General features: G+C 48.9%; 15 protein-coding genes and 2 pseudogenes. 12 read left to right on the top strand and 5 right to left on the bottom strand.

Annotation, left to right across the window (positions count from 1 at the left end; all coding sequences use genetic code 11):
- Positions 1–32: 32 nt before the first annotated feature.
- Together SYN8016DRAFT_RS15810 and SYN8016DRAFT_RS15815 are read right to left on the bottom strand one after the other, a co-directional pair.
- Positions 33–799 (bottom strand): annotated as a pseudogene (locus tag SYN8016DRAFT_RS15810) (CHAT domain-containing protein).
- A gap of 3 nt (positions 800–802) precedes the next feature.
- Entirely contained in the window at positions 803–1,231 is a 429-nt protein-coding gene (locus tag SYN8016DRAFT_RS15815; protein WP_006854120.1) for a hypothetical protein, read from the bottom strand.
- Between the two features lie 227 nt (positions 1,232–1,458).
- On the opposite strand from SYN8016DRAFT_RS15815, the gene SYN8016DRAFT_RS09305 reads away from it, so the two are divergent.
- The 7 genes from SYN8016DRAFT_RS09305 to SYN8016DRAFT_RS09340 all read left to right on the top strand — a co-directional run bounded on the left by SYN8016DRAFT_RS09305 (position 1,459) and on the right by SYN8016DRAFT_RS09340 (position 10,546).
- Complete coding sequence (locus SYN8016DRAFT_RS09305) at positions 1,459–1,869, top strand: Coq4 family protein (RefSeq protein ID WP_371212444.1); 411 nt, start codon at positions 1,459–1,461, stop codon at positions 1,867–1,869.
- A gap of 971 nt (positions 1,870–2,840) precedes the next feature.
- A complete protein-coding gene (locus SYN8016DRAFT_RS09315; protein ID WP_006854124.1) occupies positions 2,841–5,021 on the top strand; it encodes a chemotaxis protein CheA in 2,181 nt (726 codons plus the stop codon).
- A 285-nt stretch (positions 5,022–5,306) separates the two neighbouring features.
- Entirely contained in the window at positions 5,307–5,828 is a 522-nt protein-coding gene (locus tag SYN8016DRAFT_RS09320) for a chemotaxis protein CheW (protein WP_006854125.1), read from the top strand.
- A 43-nt stretch (positions 5,829–5,871) separates the two neighbouring features.
- Entirely contained in the window at positions 5,872–7,440 is a 1,569-nt protein-coding gene (locus tag SYN8016DRAFT_RS14285) for a methyl-accepting chemotaxis protein (protein ID WP_006854126.1), read from the top strand.
- A 2-nt stretch (positions 7,441–7,442) separates the two neighbouring features.
- Complete coding sequence (locus SYN8016DRAFT_RS09330) at positions 7,443–8,321, top strand: protein-glutamate O-methyltransferase CheR (RefSeq protein ID WP_006854127.1); 879 nt, start codon at positions 7,443–7,445, stop codon at positions 8,319–8,321.
- A complete protein-coding gene (locus SYN8016DRAFT_RS09335; protein WP_006854128.1) occupies positions 8,321–9,385 on the top strand; it encodes a chemotaxis response regulator protein-glutamate methylesterase in 1,065 nt (354 codons plus the stop codon). The genes SYN8016DRAFT_RS09330 and SYN8016DRAFT_RS09335 overlap by 1 nt, the downstream gene beginning before the upstream one ends.
- Before the next feature lie 21 nt (positions 9,386–9,406).
- On the top strand, positions 9,407–10,546 hold the full coding sequence (locus tag SYN8016DRAFT_RS09340; RefSeq protein WP_006854129.1) for an adenylate/guanylate cyclase domain-containing protein: 1,140 nt from the start codon (positions 9,407–9,409) through the stop codon (positions 10,544–10,546).
- A gap of 432 nt (positions 10,547–10,978) precedes the next feature.
- On the opposite strand, the pseudogene SYN8016DRAFT_RS09345 reads toward SYN8016DRAFT_RS09340, so the two are convergent.
- Positions 10,979–11,314 (bottom strand): annotated as a pseudogene (locus tag SYN8016DRAFT_RS09345) (DHHA1 domain-containing protein); the annotation flags it as partial.
- Between the two features lie 143 nt (positions 11,315–11,457).
- Positions 11,458–12,402, bottom strand: a complete 945-nt coding sequence (locus SYN8016DRAFT_RS09350; RefSeq protein WP_159098321.1) for a hypothetical protein — start codon at positions 12,400–12,402, stop codon at positions 11,458–11,460.
- A 158-nt stretch (positions 12,403–12,560) separates the two neighbouring features.
- Between SYN8016DRAFT_RS09350 and SYN8016DRAFT_RS09355 the strand changes: the two genes are divergently transcribed.
- Entirely contained in the window at positions 12,561–13,322 is a 762-nt protein-coding gene (locus tag SYN8016DRAFT_RS09355) for a sulfotransferase domain-containing protein (RefSeq protein WP_141561464.1), read from the top strand.
- Between the two features lie 432 nt (positions 13,323–13,754).
- The gene (locus SYN8016DRAFT_RS15375; RefSeq protein WP_006854134.1) at positions 13,755–13,910 is read left to right on the top strand and encodes a hypothetical protein; all 156 of its coding nucleotides are present in this window, start codon (positions 13,755–13,757) and stop codon (positions 13,908–13,910) included.
- Between the two features lie 152 nt (positions 13,911–14,062).
- Here the strand turns inward: SYN8016DRAFT_RS15375 and alaS are convergent, their stop codons facing one another.
- Positions 14,063–16,744, bottom strand: a complete 2,682-nt coding sequence (gene alaS / locus SYN8016DRAFT_RS09360) for an alanine--tRNA ligase (RefSeq protein ID WP_006854135.1) — start codon at positions 16,742–16,744, stop codon at positions 14,063–14,065.
- Between the two features lie 34 nt (positions 16,745–16,778).
- Here alaS and SYN8016DRAFT_RS09365 point away from each other — a divergent pair, with 34 nt between their 5' ends.
- Genes SYN8016DRAFT_RS09365 through SYN8016DRAFT_RS09375 form a run of 3 tightly spaced genes read left to right on the top strand, consistent with a single transcriptional unit; the run spans position 16,779 to position 21,276 of the window.
- Complete coding sequence (locus SYN8016DRAFT_RS09365; protein WP_006854136.1) at positions 16,779–17,195, top strand: hypothetical protein; 417 nt, start codon at positions 16,779–16,781, stop codon at positions 17,193–17,195.
- The gene (locus SYN8016DRAFT_RS09370; protein ID WP_006854137.1) at positions 17,192–20,386 is read left to right on the top strand and encodes a DEAD/DEAH box helicase; all 3,195 of its coding nucleotides are present in this window, start codon (positions 17,192–17,194) and stop codon (positions 20,384–20,386) included. The genes SYN8016DRAFT_RS09365 and SYN8016DRAFT_RS09370 overlap by 4 nt, the downstream gene beginning before the upstream one ends.
- Positions 20,383–21,276, top strand: coding sequence for an SWIM zinc finger family protein (locus SYN8016DRAFT_RS09375; RefSeq protein WP_006854138.1), 894 nt, complete (start codon positions 20,383–20,385; stop codon positions 21,274–21,276). The genes SYN8016DRAFT_RS09370 and SYN8016DRAFT_RS09375 overlap by 4 nt, the downstream gene beginning before the upstream one ends.

Here is a 21,276-nt window from a genome sequence, read left to right on the forward strand (position 1 = left end):
GTGAGTCACCTCACAGATCGATGAAGAAAACTTCACCAAGGAGATCCAATCAATTCAAGACCAGCCCAGGAGAAGGGATTCTCCACACCAGCTGCAATACGGCGGCGCTGGGACGGATCAAGGTCTTGAAGCAAGGGCTGTCCGCCCGCTCCAATCTGATGACCTTGAAGGGACACCGATCCCAGAGCAAAGACCTGTCGCGTGCGTTGCAAAGCCTCCGCCTTGGGAAGGCCCTCAGCAAGGAATCGATAAAACTGCACAAAAAACGCGGACGTCACCACATCATCGACGTACCAAAGGGTGCAATAGCACTGCGGGCTCCTGCCTGTAAGGCCAAGCCAGCAAAACCCAATTCGCTGTCCTTGTCTCCCAACATGGTGCGACAGGCACTCAGCACCATGAGATCAAGAGCAGCCACTCGTCGCTGACGGCGTAGTTGGACAAAGTCAGCCATCGACATCGGTCCTTCGCCTGCATACAGGACCGATGTCGATGGTCCTCCAGGTCGAAAGTCGGCATGGGAGGCCACATGAACGCGGGAATAGCGAGGAGCTCCAGCACGGTCGAGAAAAGAGCGAGGCGTAAAGCCATCGTTGAGATAGCGATCGGTGCTGCCAGAGTCACGAATCTTGTTGAGCTCCTGAGGCACAAGCGGAAGGGGTGCCAACGTCTCAGATGAAGAAGCGCCCATGGCGAGGAGTCCAAGAGAGCGACGCGACGCACTCAAATCCGTGAGAGCCAAATAAGGCGAAAAGGCAAAGCCGAAGCGATCTCCGAAATAGGTCTCGCCATCACTCAACGCTCAGAAGGGAGCAGCTTGGAGTCCCTGATCAGCCGCAATCAACAATGTAGTGATACCAGCCTCATCCAAACGCGCTTGCATCGACGCAATCAGCAGCTGATGCAATTGCCGGGAAGCCGACTGAGGGTTCTCCACATTCAACGACTCTTGTCGGGACAGCTGGCGATAGAGATCTTTCAGCAGTGCAGTGAAACGCTCCCGTGACACCTCGATTCGCTGCGCCTTAGCGGCACCTTCAGCCGTCACCAAGGTGAGGTCGAGAAACCCGGTTTGAGCTTCGGTGAAATTCACGCGGAACACCTCCGGGACAACGGCCTCCCCTATCTGGGTTTGCTGTTGAACCTCCAATAACGACTGCTGGATCTGCGAAACAGATGGAGAAGCCAGAACAGAACCATCAAGGGTTTCATACAATCCCAAGGCTTCCACGGCTCGAAGCGTGGCCTGAACGTCGGATCATTAAAATTTCAGACTGGCCTCATCTGCAGACAACACCATCTGAGCGGGCCCGGTTGACAGCATTGGGGCTGAGCATCTGAGGATGCAAACAACTCAACACGGATTGAATCAAAAGCAACGGATACGGGAAGAACGGCGTTCGTGGGTGCAACAGCTACAACCTGAGCATTGAAGGCGGGAGAGCCGATCACATTGACCTGCAACAACTGCAAACGCTGCCGGAAGGCAGCCTTGGATACTGCTATGCCAATCAGTTGATCCGCTTGGGCATCACGCCCTACTCCCTAATCGACCCCTCTCCGGTTAACCATGCAAACGAGTTCGTAATTCACCGACTCAAGGAGACCCACGACATTGTTCATGTACTCACAGGGTTTGGCATTGATGGCATCAGCAAAATCGGCCTGCAAGGCTTCAACCTGGCTCAAAACCGGTCGCCGCTAGCGGTAATGCTGATTTTTGGCTCCATGCTCAGCAGTCTGAAAAACGACGAGCCCCTTGAACCGCTGCTGCGCGCGCTGGCCCATGGCTATCAAATGGGACTGGACGCAGAACTCGTTGTCAGCAGAAAACTCGAAGAAGACTGGGATCGACCACTCAAAGATTAACGCAAAGAATTAAAGCTTCCAACGGAAACTGAAGATTAAAGTCAATCAAAATGCAAAGCCAATAAGCATTCTGACACTTTAACGATCCAAAAAAGGAAAAAGGCGCAATCCATGGATCTACAAAAGAGCATACGAGTGAGAATCACAGTTCTATACAAGATTCAACCTTAGCATTCGCGTTCCTATCGCACAACATTCTGCAAAAGATCAATAAAATAGTAATCCAGCAGTATTCCAACTTAGGCAGACTTGTAGGCCTTTAACGCCATTGGATAACCGACTATTTCTCAATTCATATTATTATAACAAGCCTAGTTACAAGCAGGCGCAAGCAAGAAGCGTAGGGTTGCTTACACATTGCGCCATTGATCAACTGAAGAAAAAGAACATAGTAAAGTTCGTCTACAATCAAATCCTCCCTAAAGACACAAGGATGATATGGAGCATTTTAATGCGATCCTCCTTGATACAAAAAGCTTCCCAAAATAAAATTAAAAACCAACCTCTATCAAAATCATAGACACGCTAATAATCCACTCACTCCATGGAGCCCTGCTGATTACTGAAGCACTTACCACTAAAAGTACAAATAATCATACAACCATCGCAAACACTATTCACAGTTTTAGACCAGGCTGGAAAATCAAAATGATGGCATTGGCAACCACATCGAAGATTCAGACCAATAAAAACGGACTAGATCGAGCAACTCAAGAGATTCTAAAAAAACAAATTTGCAGGAATCGCATGGCTTCTTGCATATCGTTTCAAAAAGGTGCTGACTGGATTCTCACTACACTTGCAATGGGTGCCTGTGATTTGATTATGTTGAACACGAACAAACAAGCTACCCATAAAGATGAATAGCTTGACAGGCCCTAGAAATAATAATGCGGGTCATGGCAAACTCAAAAAATTTGTATTATATTTAGGAAACTCAAAACACACAGCCAATTGGCAAGGTCGAAACAATGCACATGATAAGTGAAGCAATACAGAATTCGCTTCAAGAGATATCCCTTGAGATCGCATTTATAGAAAATGGTAGTGAAGAGACTAGCTTAACCCTCAACAATGGACTAGAGCAACTAATCAAATCGCTAGATGAGGCAAAGGCAAGCAAGAGCATAAAAGTAGCCCGTGATATGCAGAATGAGGTCCAACATACAAACCAAAAGAATAAACCCGTGAACTCGGATATGTTGTCAAATTTCTACCTACAACTAGAGAAGAAGATTTATGAAGAGCTGAATACTGAGCAATCGTCGAAAACATCAATCAAACCAGTACACGAAGAGATTGAGAGCATAGAGAAAGATGAGGAAGATGAAATATTTGTGCTCAAGATCGAAGATAGCGACGACATTGACTTATTAACAGAATTCTGCACTGAGGGACGAGATTTGCTTGCAGAAATCGAGCAAGGGATTCTCGTACTCGAAGAAAATCCAAATCACAAAGAAACCCTCAATGTAATCTTCAGAGCCTTCCACACGTTCAAAGGTGGGGCAGGCTTTCTAGGATTGGGCAACATCAAAGACTTGGCTCATATCATGGAATCCCTCTTAGACAAATGCAGGCAAGGTGAACTAACGATTAACCATGCATTGATCAACTCAATTTTATCCGGAAGCGACAAACTGCAACAGTTGATTGCCAATATTGAATCCAGCCTAAAAAGAAAAGATAATTCAATAACATTTAAAACCAAAACAATTCAGCTCATTGAAAAGGTTAGCAATCTATTGGAGGGAATAGATGTTGATGATCCAGAAAGGCATCCAGAACCAGCTCAAATCGAAGAGGAAGGTCCATTAAAAGAAGAGGAAACATCCGTTACAAAAATCCCAGATCTAGACGTAATAACAGTTACCACAGAGCAAGATCAAGAACCATTAGTAGCACCAAAACACCAGGAGAAGCAACAATTAGAAGAGCCAAAAGCAAGAGAGCTAAAAAGCTTTGTAAAAATCAAAACAGAAAAATTAGATGAATTGATTGACCTTGTAGGGGAATTAGTGATTGCAAAGTCAATGGTAGAAGAACACCCCTCAGTGGCAAATATGAACAGCGGTGACTTTAGCCTTCAATTACGTCAGCTCTCAAGAATCTCTACTGAGCTACAAAGAACAGCGATGTCCCTGAGGATGGTACCAATACGCAATACATTCCGCAAAATGAATAGGCTTGTCCGAGATTTATCATCAACTCAGAACAAACAAGTGCAATTAGTGCTTAAAGGCGAGGAAACAGAATTAGATCGAAATATTGTAGAGGCTTTAGTAGATCCCCTTATTCATATGCTTCGTAACTCCATTGATCACGGATTGGAATTAGCGGAAGAAAGAGAATCTGCAGGAAAGGAAAGTTGTGGAACCATTACACTTGAGGCATGTCATCAAGGTGGAGGAATACTGATTAAAGTTGAAGACGATGGACGCGGAATTGATTCGGAAAAAGTATTAAGCAAAGCAAGAGAAAATGGGATCGTTACAGATGATTTTAATGGGGGGCAGACAGATGCCCTCGAGCTCATTTTTGTACCAGGTTTTTCAACAGCTCAATCCGTTACAGATATCTCAGGTCGAGGTGTTGGGATGGACGTCGTACGGGAAAATATCGCAAAACTTCGCGGAAGGCTGAGTATTAAATCCACAGTGGGCAAAGGAACAACATTTTGTATCTATTTACCACTCACCCTAGCAATCATTGATGGGCTACTAATAGGCGTTGGGAAACAAAGATTTATCATGCCAACACTTAGCATCAAAGAATCCTTCAAGCCAATACCTGGAATACTCACTACAGTTAAAGGTAAAAAGCTGCTCGCAAACCTGAGAGGAAAACTTATTCCTATCATCAAACTCAGCGAAAAACTAGGAATCCAAGGAGGCATTGAAAAAACCGAGGACGGAATCGTTCTAATTATTAACTCTAGCGGTCAGGAAAAAGGCTTGCTTGTCGATAGATTGATTAATAAGCAAGAAGTCGTTATTAAAGCTGTTGGTGACACATTAAAGCAACAGCCTCTATATTCTGGTGCAGCAATTTTAGGTGATGGCAGAGCAGCCTTAATTCTGGATCCAGATCAATTGGGAAAACCGGAATTAAAGCTCAAAAGTGATCCATACCAAGCAAAGCCGTTCAATTAATTGATAAAAAAGAACACGCAACGAAGGCCTCGTGTAGCAAGCAAAAAAGATGCATTCGATACAATAATACTCAAGAAAATATGATAAGGAGCTTATGTTTAAATAATGCAAAAAATTAGTTAACACACCTTCCGAAGTTTATAGAATTGATATAAGCTTGTAAAGAGTACCTCATGTCAGCACCTGTCCCAAGCATCAACAAAGAAGCAGACTGTTTATATCTTGCGCAGCAAGATTAAATTTAACTTCTTTCAGAAACTAAGCACCCATCTCAATGAGCAACTGATGAGCAACAAGAGAAAAACAGAACGACGAGCAAGGGCAGGAAAATATCTCAACTTTCATCTCGGAAGTGAGTGTTATGGTATCTCAGTGACTGATATCAGTGAAATAATCAGACTCTGCCCAATCACTGAAATGCCCAAAATGCCCCAATATTTTCTGGGTGTTATCAATCTCCGCGGTAAAATCATTCCAGTGATCGACCTTGCTAAAAGATTAGACCTATCCAAAGAGGAAGATCTAGAACGAGCTTGCATCATTGTTGTGAATGCTCAAAATAATGAGCAAGAGAACCAACTGGTTGGATTACAAGTTGATAAGGTCGACGAGGTAGTAGCCATTAATGAAGATTCAATGGAAGCTCCTCCTGATTTCTATGACAGCATTAGTGGGCACTTTATTCAAGCAATGGCGAAGGTGAAAGATGCTGTAGTGACCATTTTAGATATTGAAGACATTTTATCTAACACAAAAGATCTAGAACATAAAGAGGAGGAACCTCATCAAGAAACTTATGCTATTTAATTGCTTTCCATTGTCAAACGATTCCATTTTCTAAGACTCTTTCATGAAACTTACTGTCAAATTGCTAATCCGCGCCACTGCAGCATTAGTAAGTATTGCACTTATTGGAGCGCTAACAGCGAGTACTTTATTAGGCAGAGCAACAGCCATTAATGGGCCATCCTATGAAAAGATCATTGCCAGTAAAGATCTCATAGCAGATATTCTTCCACCCCCAAACTATATTATTGAACTGCATTTCTACGTTACTCGCGCAATGCTTGATGTTGAGCAAAGCGGGAAGCGAAACAAGAATGCTACGAAATCTGAAAACGTGGACAAGCTTATTAGTATTTTTCCTATGTTGAAACAAAATTACGAGCAAAAGATTGACTATTGGGAAACAGATTCAAGCATTACTGAAAACGAGCGGGAGTTGTTAACAGAAGGTTCAAACGAGTATGCAAGCAAATATATTAAAATCGTTGAAACTGAACTACTTCCTGCTTTGAGTGAAAACAAAGCCTCTAAAGCCCTTTCTGTTTATAATGAACTAGATCAAAATTACTACACTCACAGAAGCAAAGTTGACCAGCTCGTCGAAATAGCTAAAGAAGAAATCATTAATAACGAGAACGATGCCAATATAACAGCTGAGCACCAGAGAAATATTTTGATCGTCATTACAGCTGCCTTACTAGGAACTGCCTATATTCTTTTATATATGATGCAAAGAGACTTCGCAAAGCCCCTCGAACAGATTGCCAATAATTTAGGAAACAGATCTAATAATGTTTTTCAATTTTCAAATCAAGTTGCAGATTCTAGCAATCAACTAGCAGAAGGAGCTAGTGAGCAAGCGGCTGCTATCGAAGAAACAAGTGCATCGCTTGAACAGATGTCTAGCATGATTCATACTACGGCCAACAACGCTGACCATGCAAAGACACTGGCAAGCGACTCTCAAGGATGTGCAAATGAAGGAATCCTAAGCATGGAGAAAATGACAAAAGCAATGGAAGAAATTGAACACTCAAGCAACGAAGTGGTTAAGATAGTAAAAAACATCGACGAAATTGCATTTCAAACAAATATTTTGGCTCTCAATGCTGCTGTTGAAGCTGCAAGAGCAGGTGAATCCGGAGCAGGATTTGCAGTTGTCGCAGAAGAAGTTCGATCCCTAGCTCAGCGCAGTGCTGCAGCTGCAAACGAATCAGCTAGTAAAATCGAAGCTTCCATATTGAGCAGTCGACAAGGGACAGAGTGTCTGCATACTGTTGAAAGCTCATTTACAAGTATTAGTCAAAAGGTACAGGAAACAAAAAAACTAATATCGGAAATCGCTCTGGCGTCACAAGAGCAAGCTCAGGGAATTGAACATGTCACTATCGCCATTCATGAGATGAGCAAAGTAGCTCAAACAAGTGCAATGAGTTCAGAAAAAATTGCTAGTGCTGCATCAGAATTAAGAAAGCAATCCTCCCGGCAACTGGGTATCACATCGGATCTTAGAAATATCATTGATGGATCTGAAATCGCCGACAAAAACTATAAAACTAAAAGGTTAAATCCTTCCAGTCAAGTGATATCCAAAGAAGCCGAAAATCTTGACGATCAGTTTGGAGATTATTGAAAATGACAAGCACATTTCAAGATAAAGTTTTACAAGAAGATGCTCTTTCCACTGAAGACTACCAATTCCTTTGTTCAATTGTCTACAAACAAAGTCGGATTAATCTTGGAGACAAAAAGAAATCATTTCTTTCCAGCAGGTTACTAGGAAGAAGAAATAGTCTTCATATAGATTCCTGGAAAAGTTATTGCCAATTTCTCAAGTCGACAGCAGTAGAAACTGAAATCGATATTCTTATTGATCTCATCGCGACGAATCACACAAGTTTTTTTCGAGAAAACCAGCAACTCAAACGGGTCGAAGAGGAAATCATTCCGACTTTAGTTGACATCGATAGAAACCGACTAAAAGAATTAAAACTATGGTCAGCAGCATGTTCCTCTGGTGAGGAGCCCTATTCATTAGCAATTACGGTCAGTGAATTTTTCAGGAAGAACCAGAATTTAAAAACCAATTGGTCCGTCTATGCGAGTGATATTTCGCAAAAAGCATTGAAAATAGCTGAGAAGGCAATTTACAACGAAACCAAATTAAACCTACCTGATCCGGAATTGCTGGAGCGTTACTTTAGTCGAGGACTGAAATCATATACTGGAAAGTGTCGAATCAAAAAAAGCATCAAAGATAAGGTTCGCCTCAAACGCATCAATCTGTTTCAACCCATTTACCCACTTCCACACAAATATCATATTATTCTATGCAGGAATACACTTATATACTTTGATCGAAAATCGCAAGAATTGCTTGTTTCTAAGCTATACAATCAACTTGATCCAGGAGGGTATTTAGTTGTAGGCTATTCTGACAGCCTTGCATTGATAAAGCATCAATTTAAATCAATTGGGGGTGGATTTTTCCAAAAAGCTGAGGCGGAAAGCTAATGCTAAATTACACACAAAGAAAAATCAAAGTTCTTGTAATTGATGATTCAGCCATCGTACGCAAAGTCATCAGCGAAACTCTCGACATGGATCCTGAAATCGAAGTTGTTGGTGTAGCGAATGATCCCCTTATTGCGATCACTAAGATACCAAAATTAAATCCAGATGTTTTGACATTAGATATGGAGATGCCCCGCATGGACGGGTTGACATACCTAAAAAAACTCAAAGCAGAAGGATCAACGATTCCAGTAGTCGTCATCAGTTCCCTCACTCAACAAGGATCAAAGATTGCCTTAGAAGCGATGGAAGCTGGTGCTTGTGACGTCCTAGCAAAGCCAGACGGCATGAGCTCGATCGGAGCACTCGCCGGAAAATTGGCTTATCACATTAAAGCTGCTGCAAAGGCGAAAAGGAATCTAAAGCCTATTACTCATCAAAAAGCCACCCTGCATTCTTACCAATCCATTCATTCCTCCAAAATAGACCACAGAATCATCGTGATCGGTGCTTCAACAGGAGGAGTTGAGGCCCTTCGCTATATCTTACCTTCTTTACCTGCAAATCTTCCTCCAATTGCAGTTGTTCAACACATTCCCCAATACTTCTCAAAAGCTGTTGCATCAAGAATCAATGATATAAGTGAAATCAACGTGCGAGAAGCCCAGGATAACGAAGTGTTGTCTTCTGGGAACTGTCTTATTGCCCCAGGTGATAGCCACATGATGCTGATTAGAAAGGGAGACATCTATCAAGTTCGGCTATTAAAAACCCCACCTGTCCACCATTGCAGACCAGCTGTTGATATTTTATTTCGCTCTGCATCGACTGCAGCAGGCGCTCATACACTTGGAGTGCTGCTCACCGGAATGGGTAGTGACGGGGCGAGAGGATTACAAGCTATTAAACAAGCAGGAGGTTATTCACTAGCCCAGAACGAAGCAAGCTGTATCGTGTACGGTATGCCACGGGTTGCTACAGAGCTGGGTGTTGTTGACCAAAGTATTGATCTACAGGCCATCCCGAAGGCAATTATTAATACATTACAAAGGATTCCATCTTAAATACTAACTCACTAAGCACGCATGATTGATCAAAACAAGCCTTCATTAATGCCCAGCGAAGCTGGATACAACCTACTAATGAATGCGCATATATTAGTTGTTGACGACAGCAAAATGCTTAGAATGGGTATAACCAGAGCACTCCGAAAGCTAGGCATTAAGAATATTCAAGAAGCCGTCGATGGAGTTGATGCCCTTGAGCGACTCAATACGGAAACATTCGACCTCATGTTGCTTGACATGGAGATGCCAAAACTTAATGGACTAGCAGTTCTCTCGGAAATGCAAAATAATACAGAGCTTAAATCCTTACCCGTCATTGTTATTTCGGGCGGGGAGTCAATGGATGAAATTGTTGCCTGTATCGAAATGGGTGCAGAAGATTATCTCCCAAAACCATTTAGCAACGTTCTATTAAGGGCAAGACTTGCTTCATCCTTAGAAAAAAAACGTTTGCGGGACATCGAGATAAGTCAGCGCAAGCAACTCGAATCACAACACATAAAGCTAATTCAAGAGCAAGAAAAGGCCGAGTTATTACTTCTCAATATCCTCCCTGCTCAAATCTCAGATCGCTTAAAGAGCGGAGAGGATCGATGTGCAGATCGGCATGCAAGCGTAAGTATTTTATTCGCGGATCTTGTTGGATTCACCAAGCTTTCACAAGGCATGACAGCAAGTCAGCTGGTTGATATGCTGCATGGTCTCTTTTCTGATTTCGACGAAAAAGTAAATCAGCTTGGGCTTGAAAAGATTAAAACAATTGGCGATTGTTACATGCTTGTTGGAGGTCTTCCCAATCCTCGGGAAGACCATGCAACTGCAGTCGTCACAATGGGGCTTCACATGTTGGACGTCATGCAAAAATTCAACGCATTAAACAATACAGATCTTTCAATGCGCATAGGAGTTCATAGTGGACCTGTTGTTGCCGGAGTCATCGGCAAACATAAATTCACTTATGATCTTTGGGGCAATAGCGTCAACATTGCAAGCCGAATGGAATCAAGCGGCAGCCCTGGAAGAGTCCATATCTCAAGTCAAACATCTGAACTTCTCGATGATAATTTCACTTTAGAATCAAGGGGTATTATCCCAATCAAAAGCCTTGGAGATGTTGCAACCTTCTTCGCAACCTACAATGACAAACCTAGCATCTAAACCGATTTATTATTTTTTATCTAGTGCCTATTGATTAGTGCATGAAGGGAACACTAGTGCATATAATCAAAAATAGTTCTCGGCAACAAGCCAAGCCTCTCTTCCAGCACTAATCCATGAACTATGACGGGATACACAAGCGCTCGTCAACAAAAATGATCCTAAACCTCACTTCAAATCTCCATAGACAGACGATACATCCACAGAGCTTTTGACTAAAAACCAGAAACGTATCAAGAACTCACGCCTCTTTCCAGAAAATCATACAGAAGAAGATTGGGCTTGATTTAGCAAAACAAAGCTTGCTTACTAGAGCAATTTAAACTTACATTTTCAATGACTAAAAATATTATGCGCACAATTTAAATTTAAAGAATTGGACGCCCATGCTTTCCCCTCAAATTGTAATCCTGACTCTAGGCACTTAATCGATCAAGACTCTTCAGCTAACGCCAAAGAAAGCTGCTCCCGAGCTACCTCCAACGCTGTTTGAAGCGCTGAGCCATCGCGTCCACCCGCCTGTGCCAAGTTCGGACGACCTCCACCACCGCCACCGCAGAGCTTGGCGATCCCACCGATAAACTTGCCAGCCTGGAGCTTGGCCGCAATCACCTGCTTGCCGAAAGCCGCCACCAGAATCACCTTGCCCTGATCGGCTGGATCCGGCAGTCCACCGATCACCACCGCAGCGCCATCCCCCAACTGATCAGCCAGGCTCTGCGCCGCCCCCTGCAGGCCTGCGCCGTCCACGCCATCGAGACGCTCCAGTTGATAGGACATTAGTAAAGGGTCTCTACCAAGCGAATGGTTACGACAAAGACTAAAAACAATGCCACCACGAGCCACAGCAAGATTATGAGCAATTCGCTCAACTCCACCATGGCCAGGCGGATACTCGCGCAGAAGCTGAATCATCGCAAGAACCTAAAACGATCCATCAAGGAGCGAACAGGAGCCATCATCCTCCAGCTTGTTGAAGCTTGAATATCAAGATACTTATGGTTAAGCAGGGAGTAATCCTCTTGCAAAGCCAGCAAATCAATCTCTAGCTGATCGCACACAGACTTAAATTCAACTGACTTTGCTTCCAAAACAATCTGTTCGTAAACAACCTCATCCAACACAGGACGAGGGAGATTAGAGAATTGATTGACAAATTCGTTCAACCAATCAGTTGCTGCCAAGGTGCGGTCATAGCGCTGCTGGCAGCAATTAAGCAATGATGTATTTACGCGAAGCCGAGACTCAGACATCAAGACAGCGTTCGATCGATTCAACTCAGACTTTATAGAAGAATCAATCAGCCGTTGCCAGTCTTGATCAGCAGGCCTTGGATGATAGCAACGCTCAAGAAATTGATAGACATTCTTTTGAATTAAGCTGCCGGAACAAACTTCAGGAGCTTGCAGCAAAATATCATAAGGCAGAAAAAGATCGTCGCTAGAAAGTTCAGCTGCCAAATGAAAATTATAAATTATCCAAAGAACCAAACCATGATTAATACTTAATCCATCGCGAGTGTACAAAGACATCGCAACCTGCAGTGGCTGCCTGAAAGCAGCCACAAGGGGGATTCTCTTGAGAAGAATATGAAGATAGGCGGGATAGGTCAAACACAAACGCGGATCCTTATCGACCCAAGCAGTGGAGAGGGCATAAGAAGAAAATCGGCTTCTAAATTGATGCAGCCAATGAAGCAACGGTTTTTGCTCCCATCGCGTAGGGAGTAAGGGAGGCAACTCCCAACTACCACCAAGCCGCTCAAAAATTTCTTTGTTCGTGTCTACAAGCCTCTTAGTCTCAAAAAAACCCATAGGGTTATCAAGTTGTATGTCAATATCACCGGAACGTGCCATGGATGACTCGTCCACGACAAGATCATGCATCAGCGAAGCCACTAAGGAAGTTCCTGAGCGGTGGCAACCAGTGACAAACACCAAACAAACAGCCAAGACATAAGGAGCATAAATCAACTAGAGCTATATACCGGAAAAGCAGTTAAGATAGTTCGGATTTGAATCACGTCGTGGAAAAAAAGCTAGCTTTTCTGGTGTGCGGTGCTCAAAAAAGTGGCACTACGGCACTAGCAGCCTATCTGCGCCAACACCCAGAAATATTCCTGCCGGAAGAAAAAGAGCTTCATTTCTTTGATGATGAGACGCAATCGTGGCCAAACGCTAATTGGGATGAGCTTCACTCACAGTTCGCGAATGCGCTACCAAACCAACAATGGGGTGAGGCAACACCAATCAGCATGTATTGGGACGCTGCACCAGAACGTATTTGGTCGTACAACCCAAAAATACGACTGATTGTTGTATTACGGAATCCAATAGAACGCGCATATTCACACTGGACAATGGAGAAAAACCGAAATGCTGAACCATTGAGCTTTGAAGAAGCGCTACAACGCGAAGAGGAACGCAGCCGTGAAGGGCTTCCAACACAACACCGTGTGTTCTCATACACAGACCGAGGCTTTTACAGCTCACAAATAAAGCGCTTATGGCGCTTTTTTGGCAAAGATCAAGTTCTTGTGTTGAGGCATGAAGTTCTAAGATTAACGCCAGACATATGCCTAAAGAGAATATGGGATCATCTTGGATTGAATCATGCGCAAAATATCAAGCCTCTGGAGATACACACAGGCAATTACGAGGAACCGATGAGCACAAAAGCGCACCAAAGGCTGCGCAAAACCTATTTGCATGAAATCAGCCAATTAGAAGCTTTACTAAATTGGGACTGCAGCAACTGGCTGAAAAAGAATCACTGAAAATATTAATCTACATCCAGTACGCATTTGCCCCAAAGCAAGGATCTCCGTATTCATCAGAGAATGAAGGGAAGCGCTCATTAAAACTTCTCGCACTGAAAGAAGCAACCATAGAAAATCCAGAAAGATACAACAGCACGCAATAGATGGATATATGCATCACTAGTGAAGGCAAAACCTGTTGCGAAACGAGAAATAACGACAGAGAACCAGACAGTTTCAACTATAAAGCCTAAACTCATCCAGAATTGAATTAGGTGAAAATACTGGCAATCCGCAAGAAGTCAGGATCACAATACAGAAAAACTAATTCATATTCTAAATCATGGAAGCAAGAGATCATTGCAGCAGGTAGATGATTGCGATATGGCTGATTAAACGGAAGACAGCATTGGGATATTAGAGCAATACTTCTCATAACAGATAGAATAGATGATGAGACTAAGCGATGAGTATTACGCTTTCATCCCCCATCACCGCGAAACAATCCCCGAGGAGGGGGATGTGATTTTGTCTGGAGATCCAGATGGCGGACGACCACTTAGAGATTGGCGCGTCGAGTTGAAGCTGTCCTTAGGGAGTCAATGATTGAACGCCACAAATAAGCCCAACTGATAGATCCTCTTCGACTTGCTCAATTGATTCCGAGACAAGTCACCTCTCACCATCCTGCAAAGCAATGAGATCCCGCTGACGACAAACAGCACCTTGAACGATTCTCAAGAGAAAGCCTCAGAAAATCATCCCAAATATTGTTTTAAGTCCGCACTAGCCGCCTCTAAGGCTCCATCGAGGGCACCACCATTACGGCCACCCGCCTGAGCCAGATTCGGGCGGCCACCTCCGCCACCACCGCAAAGCTTGGCAATCGAGCCAATGAACTTGCCCGCCTGCTGACCACTAGCGATGACGGCTTTGCCAAAAGCTGCCACCAAAATCACTTTGCCTTGGTCACTCGGGTCAGGCAAACCTCCCAGCACAACAGCCGAGGCATCGCCCAACTGGTCGAGCAATCCCAAAGCGGCGCCTTGCAATCCATCACCATCCACACCATCAAGGCGAGCCACCAACAGCTGATAGTCACCAACCGCTACAGCTTGGGTAGCCATGGCCGCCGACTTCGCGACAGCTAATTCAGCCCGGGCCGCGGTCAACGACTTTTGGCTGCTCTTCAGCTCCTCCTGCAATGCCGACACGCGCTCAACGATCTCGCCAGGTTGTGCCTTAAAGCGATCACCAAGCTGCTTCACCACGGCCTCACGCTCATTGAGATAAGCCAGCACAGAAGCACCCGCCACCGCTTCAATTCTGCGGATCCCAGCCGCAACACCACTCTCACTCACGATCTTGAACAAACCAATCTCGGCCGTGTTGCTCACATGGGTGCCACCACAAAGCTCCATCGACACGCCGGGAACATCAACCACGCGAACCACATCGGCATATTTTTCGCCAAACATCGCCACGGCACCAGCCGCCTTCGCTTCATCAATGGCCATCTCATTGACTTCAAGACCGTGCGCATCGCAGATCCAGCCATTGATCAAGGTCTCGATCTGCTCAAGTTCACCAGGTTTCACGGCCCTTGAGCAGTGGAAGTCAAAACGCAGTCGCTCAAAATCAACGAGCGATCCGGCCTGCCCAATGCCCGGATCCACCACCTGCTTCAAGGCTGCTTGCAGCAGATGTGTCGCCGTGTGATTCGCTTGAGCGCGACGTCGGCAAGCGCGGTCCACTTGACCATGCACCAGATCACCAACCTCGAGACGTCCACGCTGAACCGTGCCGCTATGGACGAACACCCCGCGATTGCGACTAACACCATCAATCACAACGATCAAACCGTTGCCATCAGCTCCATCGCCAACGAGAAGACCGCGATCACCCACCTGACCACCGCCCTCGCCATAAAAAGGGGTGCGGTCCAACACCACCTGCACCGCATCACCATCCGAGGCGGATGTAGCGGCTTCGCCATTAACCAATAAGGCCTGCACGCTGCTGTTGCTCGGCGTTAGCAGTTCATATCCCTCAAATGCTGTGGCATTGAGATCAGCCGCCACTTGATCGATCGCATCCTGGAGCGTGAGATCGATACTGACCGCCGCGGCCTTCGCCCGCTGACGCTGTTGCTCCATCGCCTGCTCGAATCCAGCCAGATCCACATCGAGGCCTTGCTCTTCGGCAATTTCCTGGGTGAGCTCCAGAGGGAAGCCATAGGTGTCGTAGAGCTCAAATGCTTGGGCACCACTGATCTGTTTGGGCTTGCTCTCCAGAACATCTGCCAACAACTTCTCCCCACGCTCCAGGGTTTCCAAAAAGCGCGACTCCTCCCTCTGAAGCTCGGACAAGATCACCTCCTGGCGCTCAAGCACCGAGGGGTGGGCGTCCTGGAGAAGGGCGATCGAAGCTTCTCCCATCGTGACAAGAAAAGGCTTGTGAATACCCAGCAAACGGCCGTGTCGCACCACCCGGCGCAAGAGACGGCGCAAGATATAGCCGCGGCCCAGGTTGCTGGCCGTGACGCCATCACAAATCAGCTGCGTGATCGCCCGGCTGTGATCTCCGATCACCTTGAGCGACGTTTTTCCCTTGTCGTCGAGCTGGTGGTAGTCGACCTCCGCCAGATCGGCCGCAGCCTGGATCAACGGAAAGATCAGATCGGTTTCGTAGTTATTGGGCACCTTCTGCAGGATCTGAGCCATCCGCTCCAGGCCCAGACCCGTGTCGATGTTCCTGTTCGCAAGCGGCGTGAGGGTGCCCTCAACGTCGCGGTTGTATTGCATGAACACCAAGTTGTAGAACTCGATGAAGCGGTCGTCGTCCTCGAGATCGATTCCTTCGTCACCAAGTTCGGGCTTGAAGTCGTAGTAAATCTCCGAGCAAGGGCCACAGGGCCCGGTCGGGCCAGAGGCCCAAAAGTTGTCGGCTTCATCCATGCGGATGATCCGCTTGGGGTTCACCCCCACCACATCGCGCCAAATCTGTTCCGCCTCATCGTCTTCACGGAAGACACTCACCACCAAATGCTTCGGATCGATACCAAAGACATCCGTACTCAGCTCCCAGGCCCACTCAATCGCCTGCTGCTTGAAGTAATCGCCAAACGAAAAGTTGCCGAGCATCTCAAAAAACGTGTGATGCCGCGCCGTACGGCCCACGTTCTCGATGTCGTTGGTGCGAATGCACTTTTGGCTACTGGTGGCTCGCGGAGCTGGTCGCTTCTGCTGCCCAAGGAAGACCGGCTTAAACGGCAACATCCCCGCAATGGTGAGCAACACCGTTGGATCCTCAGGAATCAAGGAGGCACTTGCCATCACCTTGTGGCCCCGCGCCTCGTAGAAACTCAGGAATGCCGCCCGAATCTCAGCACCAGTGCGGGGGGTGGCAGCAGCGGATCGCGACGAACGTGCAACAGCCATGGCGGATTCCGCGTAAACAGCAGATAGAACGGTCATGATCGCCCCTGAGCCGCCGCGCCCCGTCGTCGCACCGTCTCCTTCCACCGACAGCCGCGACCGACTGCGCCGCCTCTCCCTGGGCTGGGCCTGCCTTGCTGGGCTAACGGCCGGGCTTTTTAGCCTTCCATTTGGACTTGAAATGGCCGTGCGATCCGCTGGCTGCGGATTGTTTTATGGCCTTCTGGCCTTCCACCTAGAACGCGTTGACTCCAACGACTCCCACTTACGGGCCGGGCTCGTTGGAGCGGTCTGTGGGTTACGAAGCCTGGGAATGTCGTTACCTTCCCCCTTGGCAGGGGCCGATGCCCTGGCAATATTGGTATTGGATCTCCTCATTGGGTGGTTGCCGTTGGTCGGCAGCGCACTCGTGCTTTACGGAACCCAACGCATGTTTTCTGCGTCGCGGCCATGAGCCTGCTGCACGCCACCTGGCTTCCGGCCATTCGTACTCCTAGCAGCTCTGGACGAGCTGCCCTTTTGGTGTGGGCTGACACCTGGCGCGTTGCCGAGCCTGCTGGCCCAACGACGACCCCTGCGCTTCATCCCTTCACCCTCAGCCCAGACGATCTCCGTGCCTTGCTAACGGAACGGGATCTCTTGCCCGACGGCATCATTGATGCCACGGCGTGTCTCACCCTGCCGAGCCGCAGCGTGAAGCCCCGAAAGAAGCGCGGAACAGAGACCAGCAGCACTGAAGAACCGGGCTGGACAGGCCTCCCCTTGCAAGCTGGAGAACCCATCCCCAAACAAACAGAGTGGTGGCCTTGGCAGGTGCAGGGCCTGGCGATTGAGCCGATGGCCGCCACCGCCTGGCTCTCCAGTCTTCCTCTTTCCGGACGACATCCGGATCTGGCTGATGAGTTGCGCTGGTGGAGTCACATGCAGCGTTGGTCCCTCAGCCTCGTCGCCCGCAGCCGCTGGCTGCCGCAGGTGGAGCTGAGCAAGGGCGAGGGCTATCCCCATCGCGCCCGCTGGGTGCCACTCCTGAACCGGGAAGAGGACCGGCGCCGTCTTGAGGACCTGGCCTCAGGACTCCCTCTCGTTGCCACCTGTGCCTTGCCTTGGCGAGAACCCACCGGCAAACGCAGCAACCGAATCACCAGGCTCAGACCAGAAGCCATGCGCGCCGCGAATCCAGTGGCTTGCTGCCGGCCGCGCAGCGGACGACTCCGGGTTGCCACGCTGTTGGCCGACCTGATGGACGCGCAACTGCGCAAAGGCTTCACCCCTGACCATGACGGATTGGATCCCCTGCTCCGCGCCTGGGAGGAGGCCTTGAGCTCAGAGACGGGGGTGATTCAACTCAATGATGAGGAGACCGAACGCTTAGCCACCGCCAGCAATCATTGGCGTGAAGGGGTGGCTGGAAATGTGGCAGCAGCCCGTGCCTGCTTGGAACTAGCAACACCAGCGGACGATGAGGAGCTCTGGCCACTGCGCTTCTTTCTGCAAGCGGAAGCTGACCCAACCCTCAAGCTGCCCGCGGGGGCGGCCTGGGCGGCAGGCCCCAGCGGTCTACAGCTTGGGGAAGTCAAGGTGGATCACCCCAGCGAAGTCTTGCTCGAGGGCATGGGCCGAGCACTGACCGTGTTCCAGCCGATTGAGCGCGGATTGGATAGCGCCACACCAGAGAGCATGCAGCTCACACCCGCTGAAGCGTTTGTTTTGGTGCGCACAGCAGCCAGACAACTGCGGGATGTGGGTGTTGGCGTTGACCTACCACCAAGCCTCTCGGGAGGGTTGGCCAGCCGGCTTGGCCTCGCCATCCAGGCAGAGCTCTCGGAGCGCTCGCGAGGCTTCACGCTCGGTGAAAATCTCGACTGGAGTTGGGAGCTGATGATCGGCGGGGTGACGCTGACCTTGCGCGAGCTTGAGCGACTGGCGGGAAAGCGCAGCCCTCTGGTGCGTCACAAAGGGGCTTGGATCGAACTACGCCCCAATGACCTCAAAAATGCTGAGCGCTTCTGCGCCGCCAATCCAGACCTAAGCCTCGACGACGCGCTTCGGCTCACCGCCACCGAGGGCGACACGATGATGCGCCTGCCGGTGCATCAATTTGATGCCGGTCCGCGGCTGCAAGCCGTGCTGGAGCAATACCACCAGCAAAAAGCGCCAGACCCCCTCCCCGCCCCCGAAGGATTTTCAGGTCAACTCAGGCCCTACCAAGAACGAGGGCTCGGCTGGCTTGCCTTCCTGCATCGTTTCGACCAAGGCGCCTGCTTGGCCGATGACATGGGCCTCGGCAAAACCATCCAACTGCTGGCCTTTCTGCAACACCTCAAGGCAGAAAACGAGCTCAAGCGATCGGTGCTTTTGATTGCACCCACATCCGTGCTCACCAACTGGAAGCGTGAGGCAACAGCGTTCACCCCCGAGCTCAAGGTGCATGAGCACTACGGTCCAAAACGCCCCAGCACCCCAGCAGCCCTGAAGAAGGCGCTGAATGATGTGGATCTCGTGCTCACCAGCTACGGCCTGTTGCAACGCGACAGCGAACTGCTGGAAAGCCACGATTGGCAGGGTCTCGTCATCGATGAAGCGCAGGCGATTAAGAACCCATCCGCGAAACAAAGCCAAGCCGCCCGTGACCTGGCCCGTCCGAAAAAGAACAGCCGTTTTCGGATCGCTCTCACCGGTACACCTGTCGAAAACCGGGTCAGTGAGCTCTGGGCCCTGATGGACTTTCTCAACCCACGGGTGCTGGGAGAAGAGGAATTCTTCCGACATCGCTACCGCATGCCGATTGAGCGTTACGGAGACCTGTCATCGCTGCGCGACCTCAAAGCCCGGGTGGGACCGTTCATCCTCAGACGCCTGAAAACCGACAAAGCGATCATCTCGGATCTGCCCGAGAAGGTGGAATTGAGCGAATGGGTGGGTCTGAGCAAAGAGCAGAAGTCGCTGTATGCGAAAACCGTTGAAGACACCTTGGATGCCATTGCCCGCGCCCCTCGCGGCAAACGTCATGGTCAGGTGTTGGGGCTGCTCACCAAGCTCAAGCAGATCTGTAACCACCCGGCCCTTGCCCTCAAGGAACAGGGCGCCAGCGAGGATTTCCTCAAGCGGTCCGTGAAGCTCCAGCGCCTCGAAGAAATTCTTGACGAGGTGGTTGAAGCAGGGGATCGAGCCTTGCTGTTTACCCAGTTCGCGGAATGGGGCAAGTTGCTCCAGGATTATTTACAGCGACGCTGGCGCAGTGAAGTGCCCTTCCTCAGCGGCAGCACCAGCAAAACGGAGCGGCAAGCCATGGTGGATCGCTTCCAGGAGGATCCGCGCGGGCCGCAGCTTTTCCTGCTGTCACTCAAAGCTGGCGGCGTCGGCCTCAACCTCACACGCGCCAGCCACGTCTTTCACATCGACCGCTGGTGGAACCCCGCCGTTGAAAATCAAGCCACAGACCGTGCGTATCGCATCGGACAAACGAACCGGGTGATGGTGCATAAGTTCATTACCAGCGGCTCCGTCGAAGAGAAAATTGACCGGATGATCCGCGAGAAATCAAGGCTGGCTGAAGACATCATTGGCTCCGGCGAAGACTGGCTTGGAGGCCTTGAGATGGGACAACTCAAAGAGCTCGTGAGCCTGGAGGACACCTCAACATGAGCATCACCCCACCAGGCGGCATCAACACATCGATGAGTGACGACGGTCTCTCCCAGCAACCCTGGTGGGTTGAGCAATGGATGGAGCTGATCAATTCCTACCGCTTCAAGAAGCGCTTGGAACGGGCTTGGGCCTACGCCCGTGAAGGTCATGTGACCTCCATTCGTTTTGAAGGCAGGCGGGTGCATGCCCGCGTTCAGGGCACCGACGAAGATCCCTACAAGGTGAAGCTCTGGCTCGACGTTCTCAAAGATGAGGATTGGCGCTATGTGCTCGAAGCGCTCACGATGAAAGCCCGCTGGTCCGCTCAACTCTTGGCCGGGATCATGCCAGCCGACATCGAACGGGCCTTTGCTGCCAGTGGTCGGCGTCTGTTCCCCTTCAAGCTTCAGGAAGTACGGAGCGAATGCAGCTGCCCTGATAAAGCGAACCCTTGTAAACACATCAGCGCCGTTTATTTCTTGATGGGTGAACGGTTCAGCGAAGATCCGTTTGTGTTGTTTCAGCTGCGTGGCCGCACGCGAGCCAAGCTGCTGGAAGACCTGGCCGCCCATCGCCTTCAGGCACTCCAAACGATTGCTGAGAGCGCCAACAACGAAGAGGAAGAACCGCTTGCGCTCGAGGCGAGCAGCAGCGAACTCAATCCTCCCCATCCTGCGGTTCTGGATCCAACGCTCTGGTGGCGCTACGACGCTGGCCTCGACGGAGACCTGGTGGTGATCACCCCGGCCATGGAAGGGGACACGGGACTGGACGCGGCGGGAGAACTGCCTCTGGCAGAAGAGCCCCGCTTCCCGGAGGCCCGCCCCCGTTTCTTGCAGCACCTGCGCGACCAGGGCCAAGCCATGGCGCAACAGGCCATGTTGGAGGCGATGGCAGCGGGGAAATAG

Origin of the sequence: Synechococcus sp. WH 8016 (genome assembly GCF_000230675.1) — a bacterium.
Classification (GTDB): Bacteria; Cyanobacteriota; Cyanobacteriia; order PCC-6307; family Cyanobiaceae; genus Synechococcus_C.

Bases quoted from the DNA above. Each gene is read 5' to 3' on its own strand.
- SYN8016DRAFT_RS09315 (WP_006854124.1), top strand. From the start codon at position 2,841: ATGCACATGATAAGTGAAGCAATACAGAATTCGCTTCAAGAGATATCC.
- SYN8016DRAFT_RS09320 (WP_006854125.1), top strand. From the start codon at position 5,307: ATGAGCAACAAGAGAAAAACAGAACGACGAGCAAGGGCAGGAAAATAT.
- SYN8016DRAFT_RS14285 (WP_006854126.1), top strand. From the start codon at position 5,872: ATGAAACTTACTGTCAAATTGCTAATCCGCGCCACTGCAGCATTAGTA.
- SYN8016DRAFT_RS09330 (WP_006854127.1), top strand. From the start codon at position 7,443: ATGACAAGCACATTTCAAGATAAAGTTTTACAAGAAGATGCTCTTTCC.
- SYN8016DRAFT_RS09335 (WP_006854128.1), top strand. From the start codon at position 8,321: ATGCTAAATTACACACAAAGAAAAATCAAAGTTCTTGTAATTGATGAT.
- SYN8016DRAFT_RS09340 (WP_006854129.1), top strand. From the start codon at position 9,407: ATGATTGATCAAAACAAGCCTTCATTAATGCCCAGCGAAGCTGGATAC.
- SYN8016DRAFT_RS09350 (WP_159098321.1), bottom strand. From the start codon at position 12,402: ATGGCACGTTCCGGTGATATTGACATACAACTTGATAACCCTATGGGT.
- SYN8016DRAFT_RS15375 (WP_006854134.1), top strand. From the start codon at position 13,755: ATGATGAGACTAAGCGATGAGTATTACGCTTTCATCCCCCATCACCGC.
- alaS (WP_006854135.1), bottom strand. From the start codon at position 16,744: ATGGCTGTTGCACGTTCGTCGCGATCCGCTGCTGCCACCCCCCGCACT.
- SYN8016DRAFT_RS09365 (WP_006854136.1), top strand. From the start codon at position 16,779: ATGATCGCCCCTGAGCCGCCGCGCCCCGTCGTCGCACCGTCTCCTTCC.
- SYN8016DRAFT_RS09370 (WP_006854137.1), top strand. From the start codon at position 17,192: ATGAGCCTGCTGCACGCCACCTGGCTTCCGGCCATTCGTACTCCTAGC.
- SYN8016DRAFT_RS09375 (WP_006854138.1), top strand. From the start codon at position 20,383: ATGAGCATCACCCCACCAGGCGGCATCAACACATCGATGAGTGACGAC.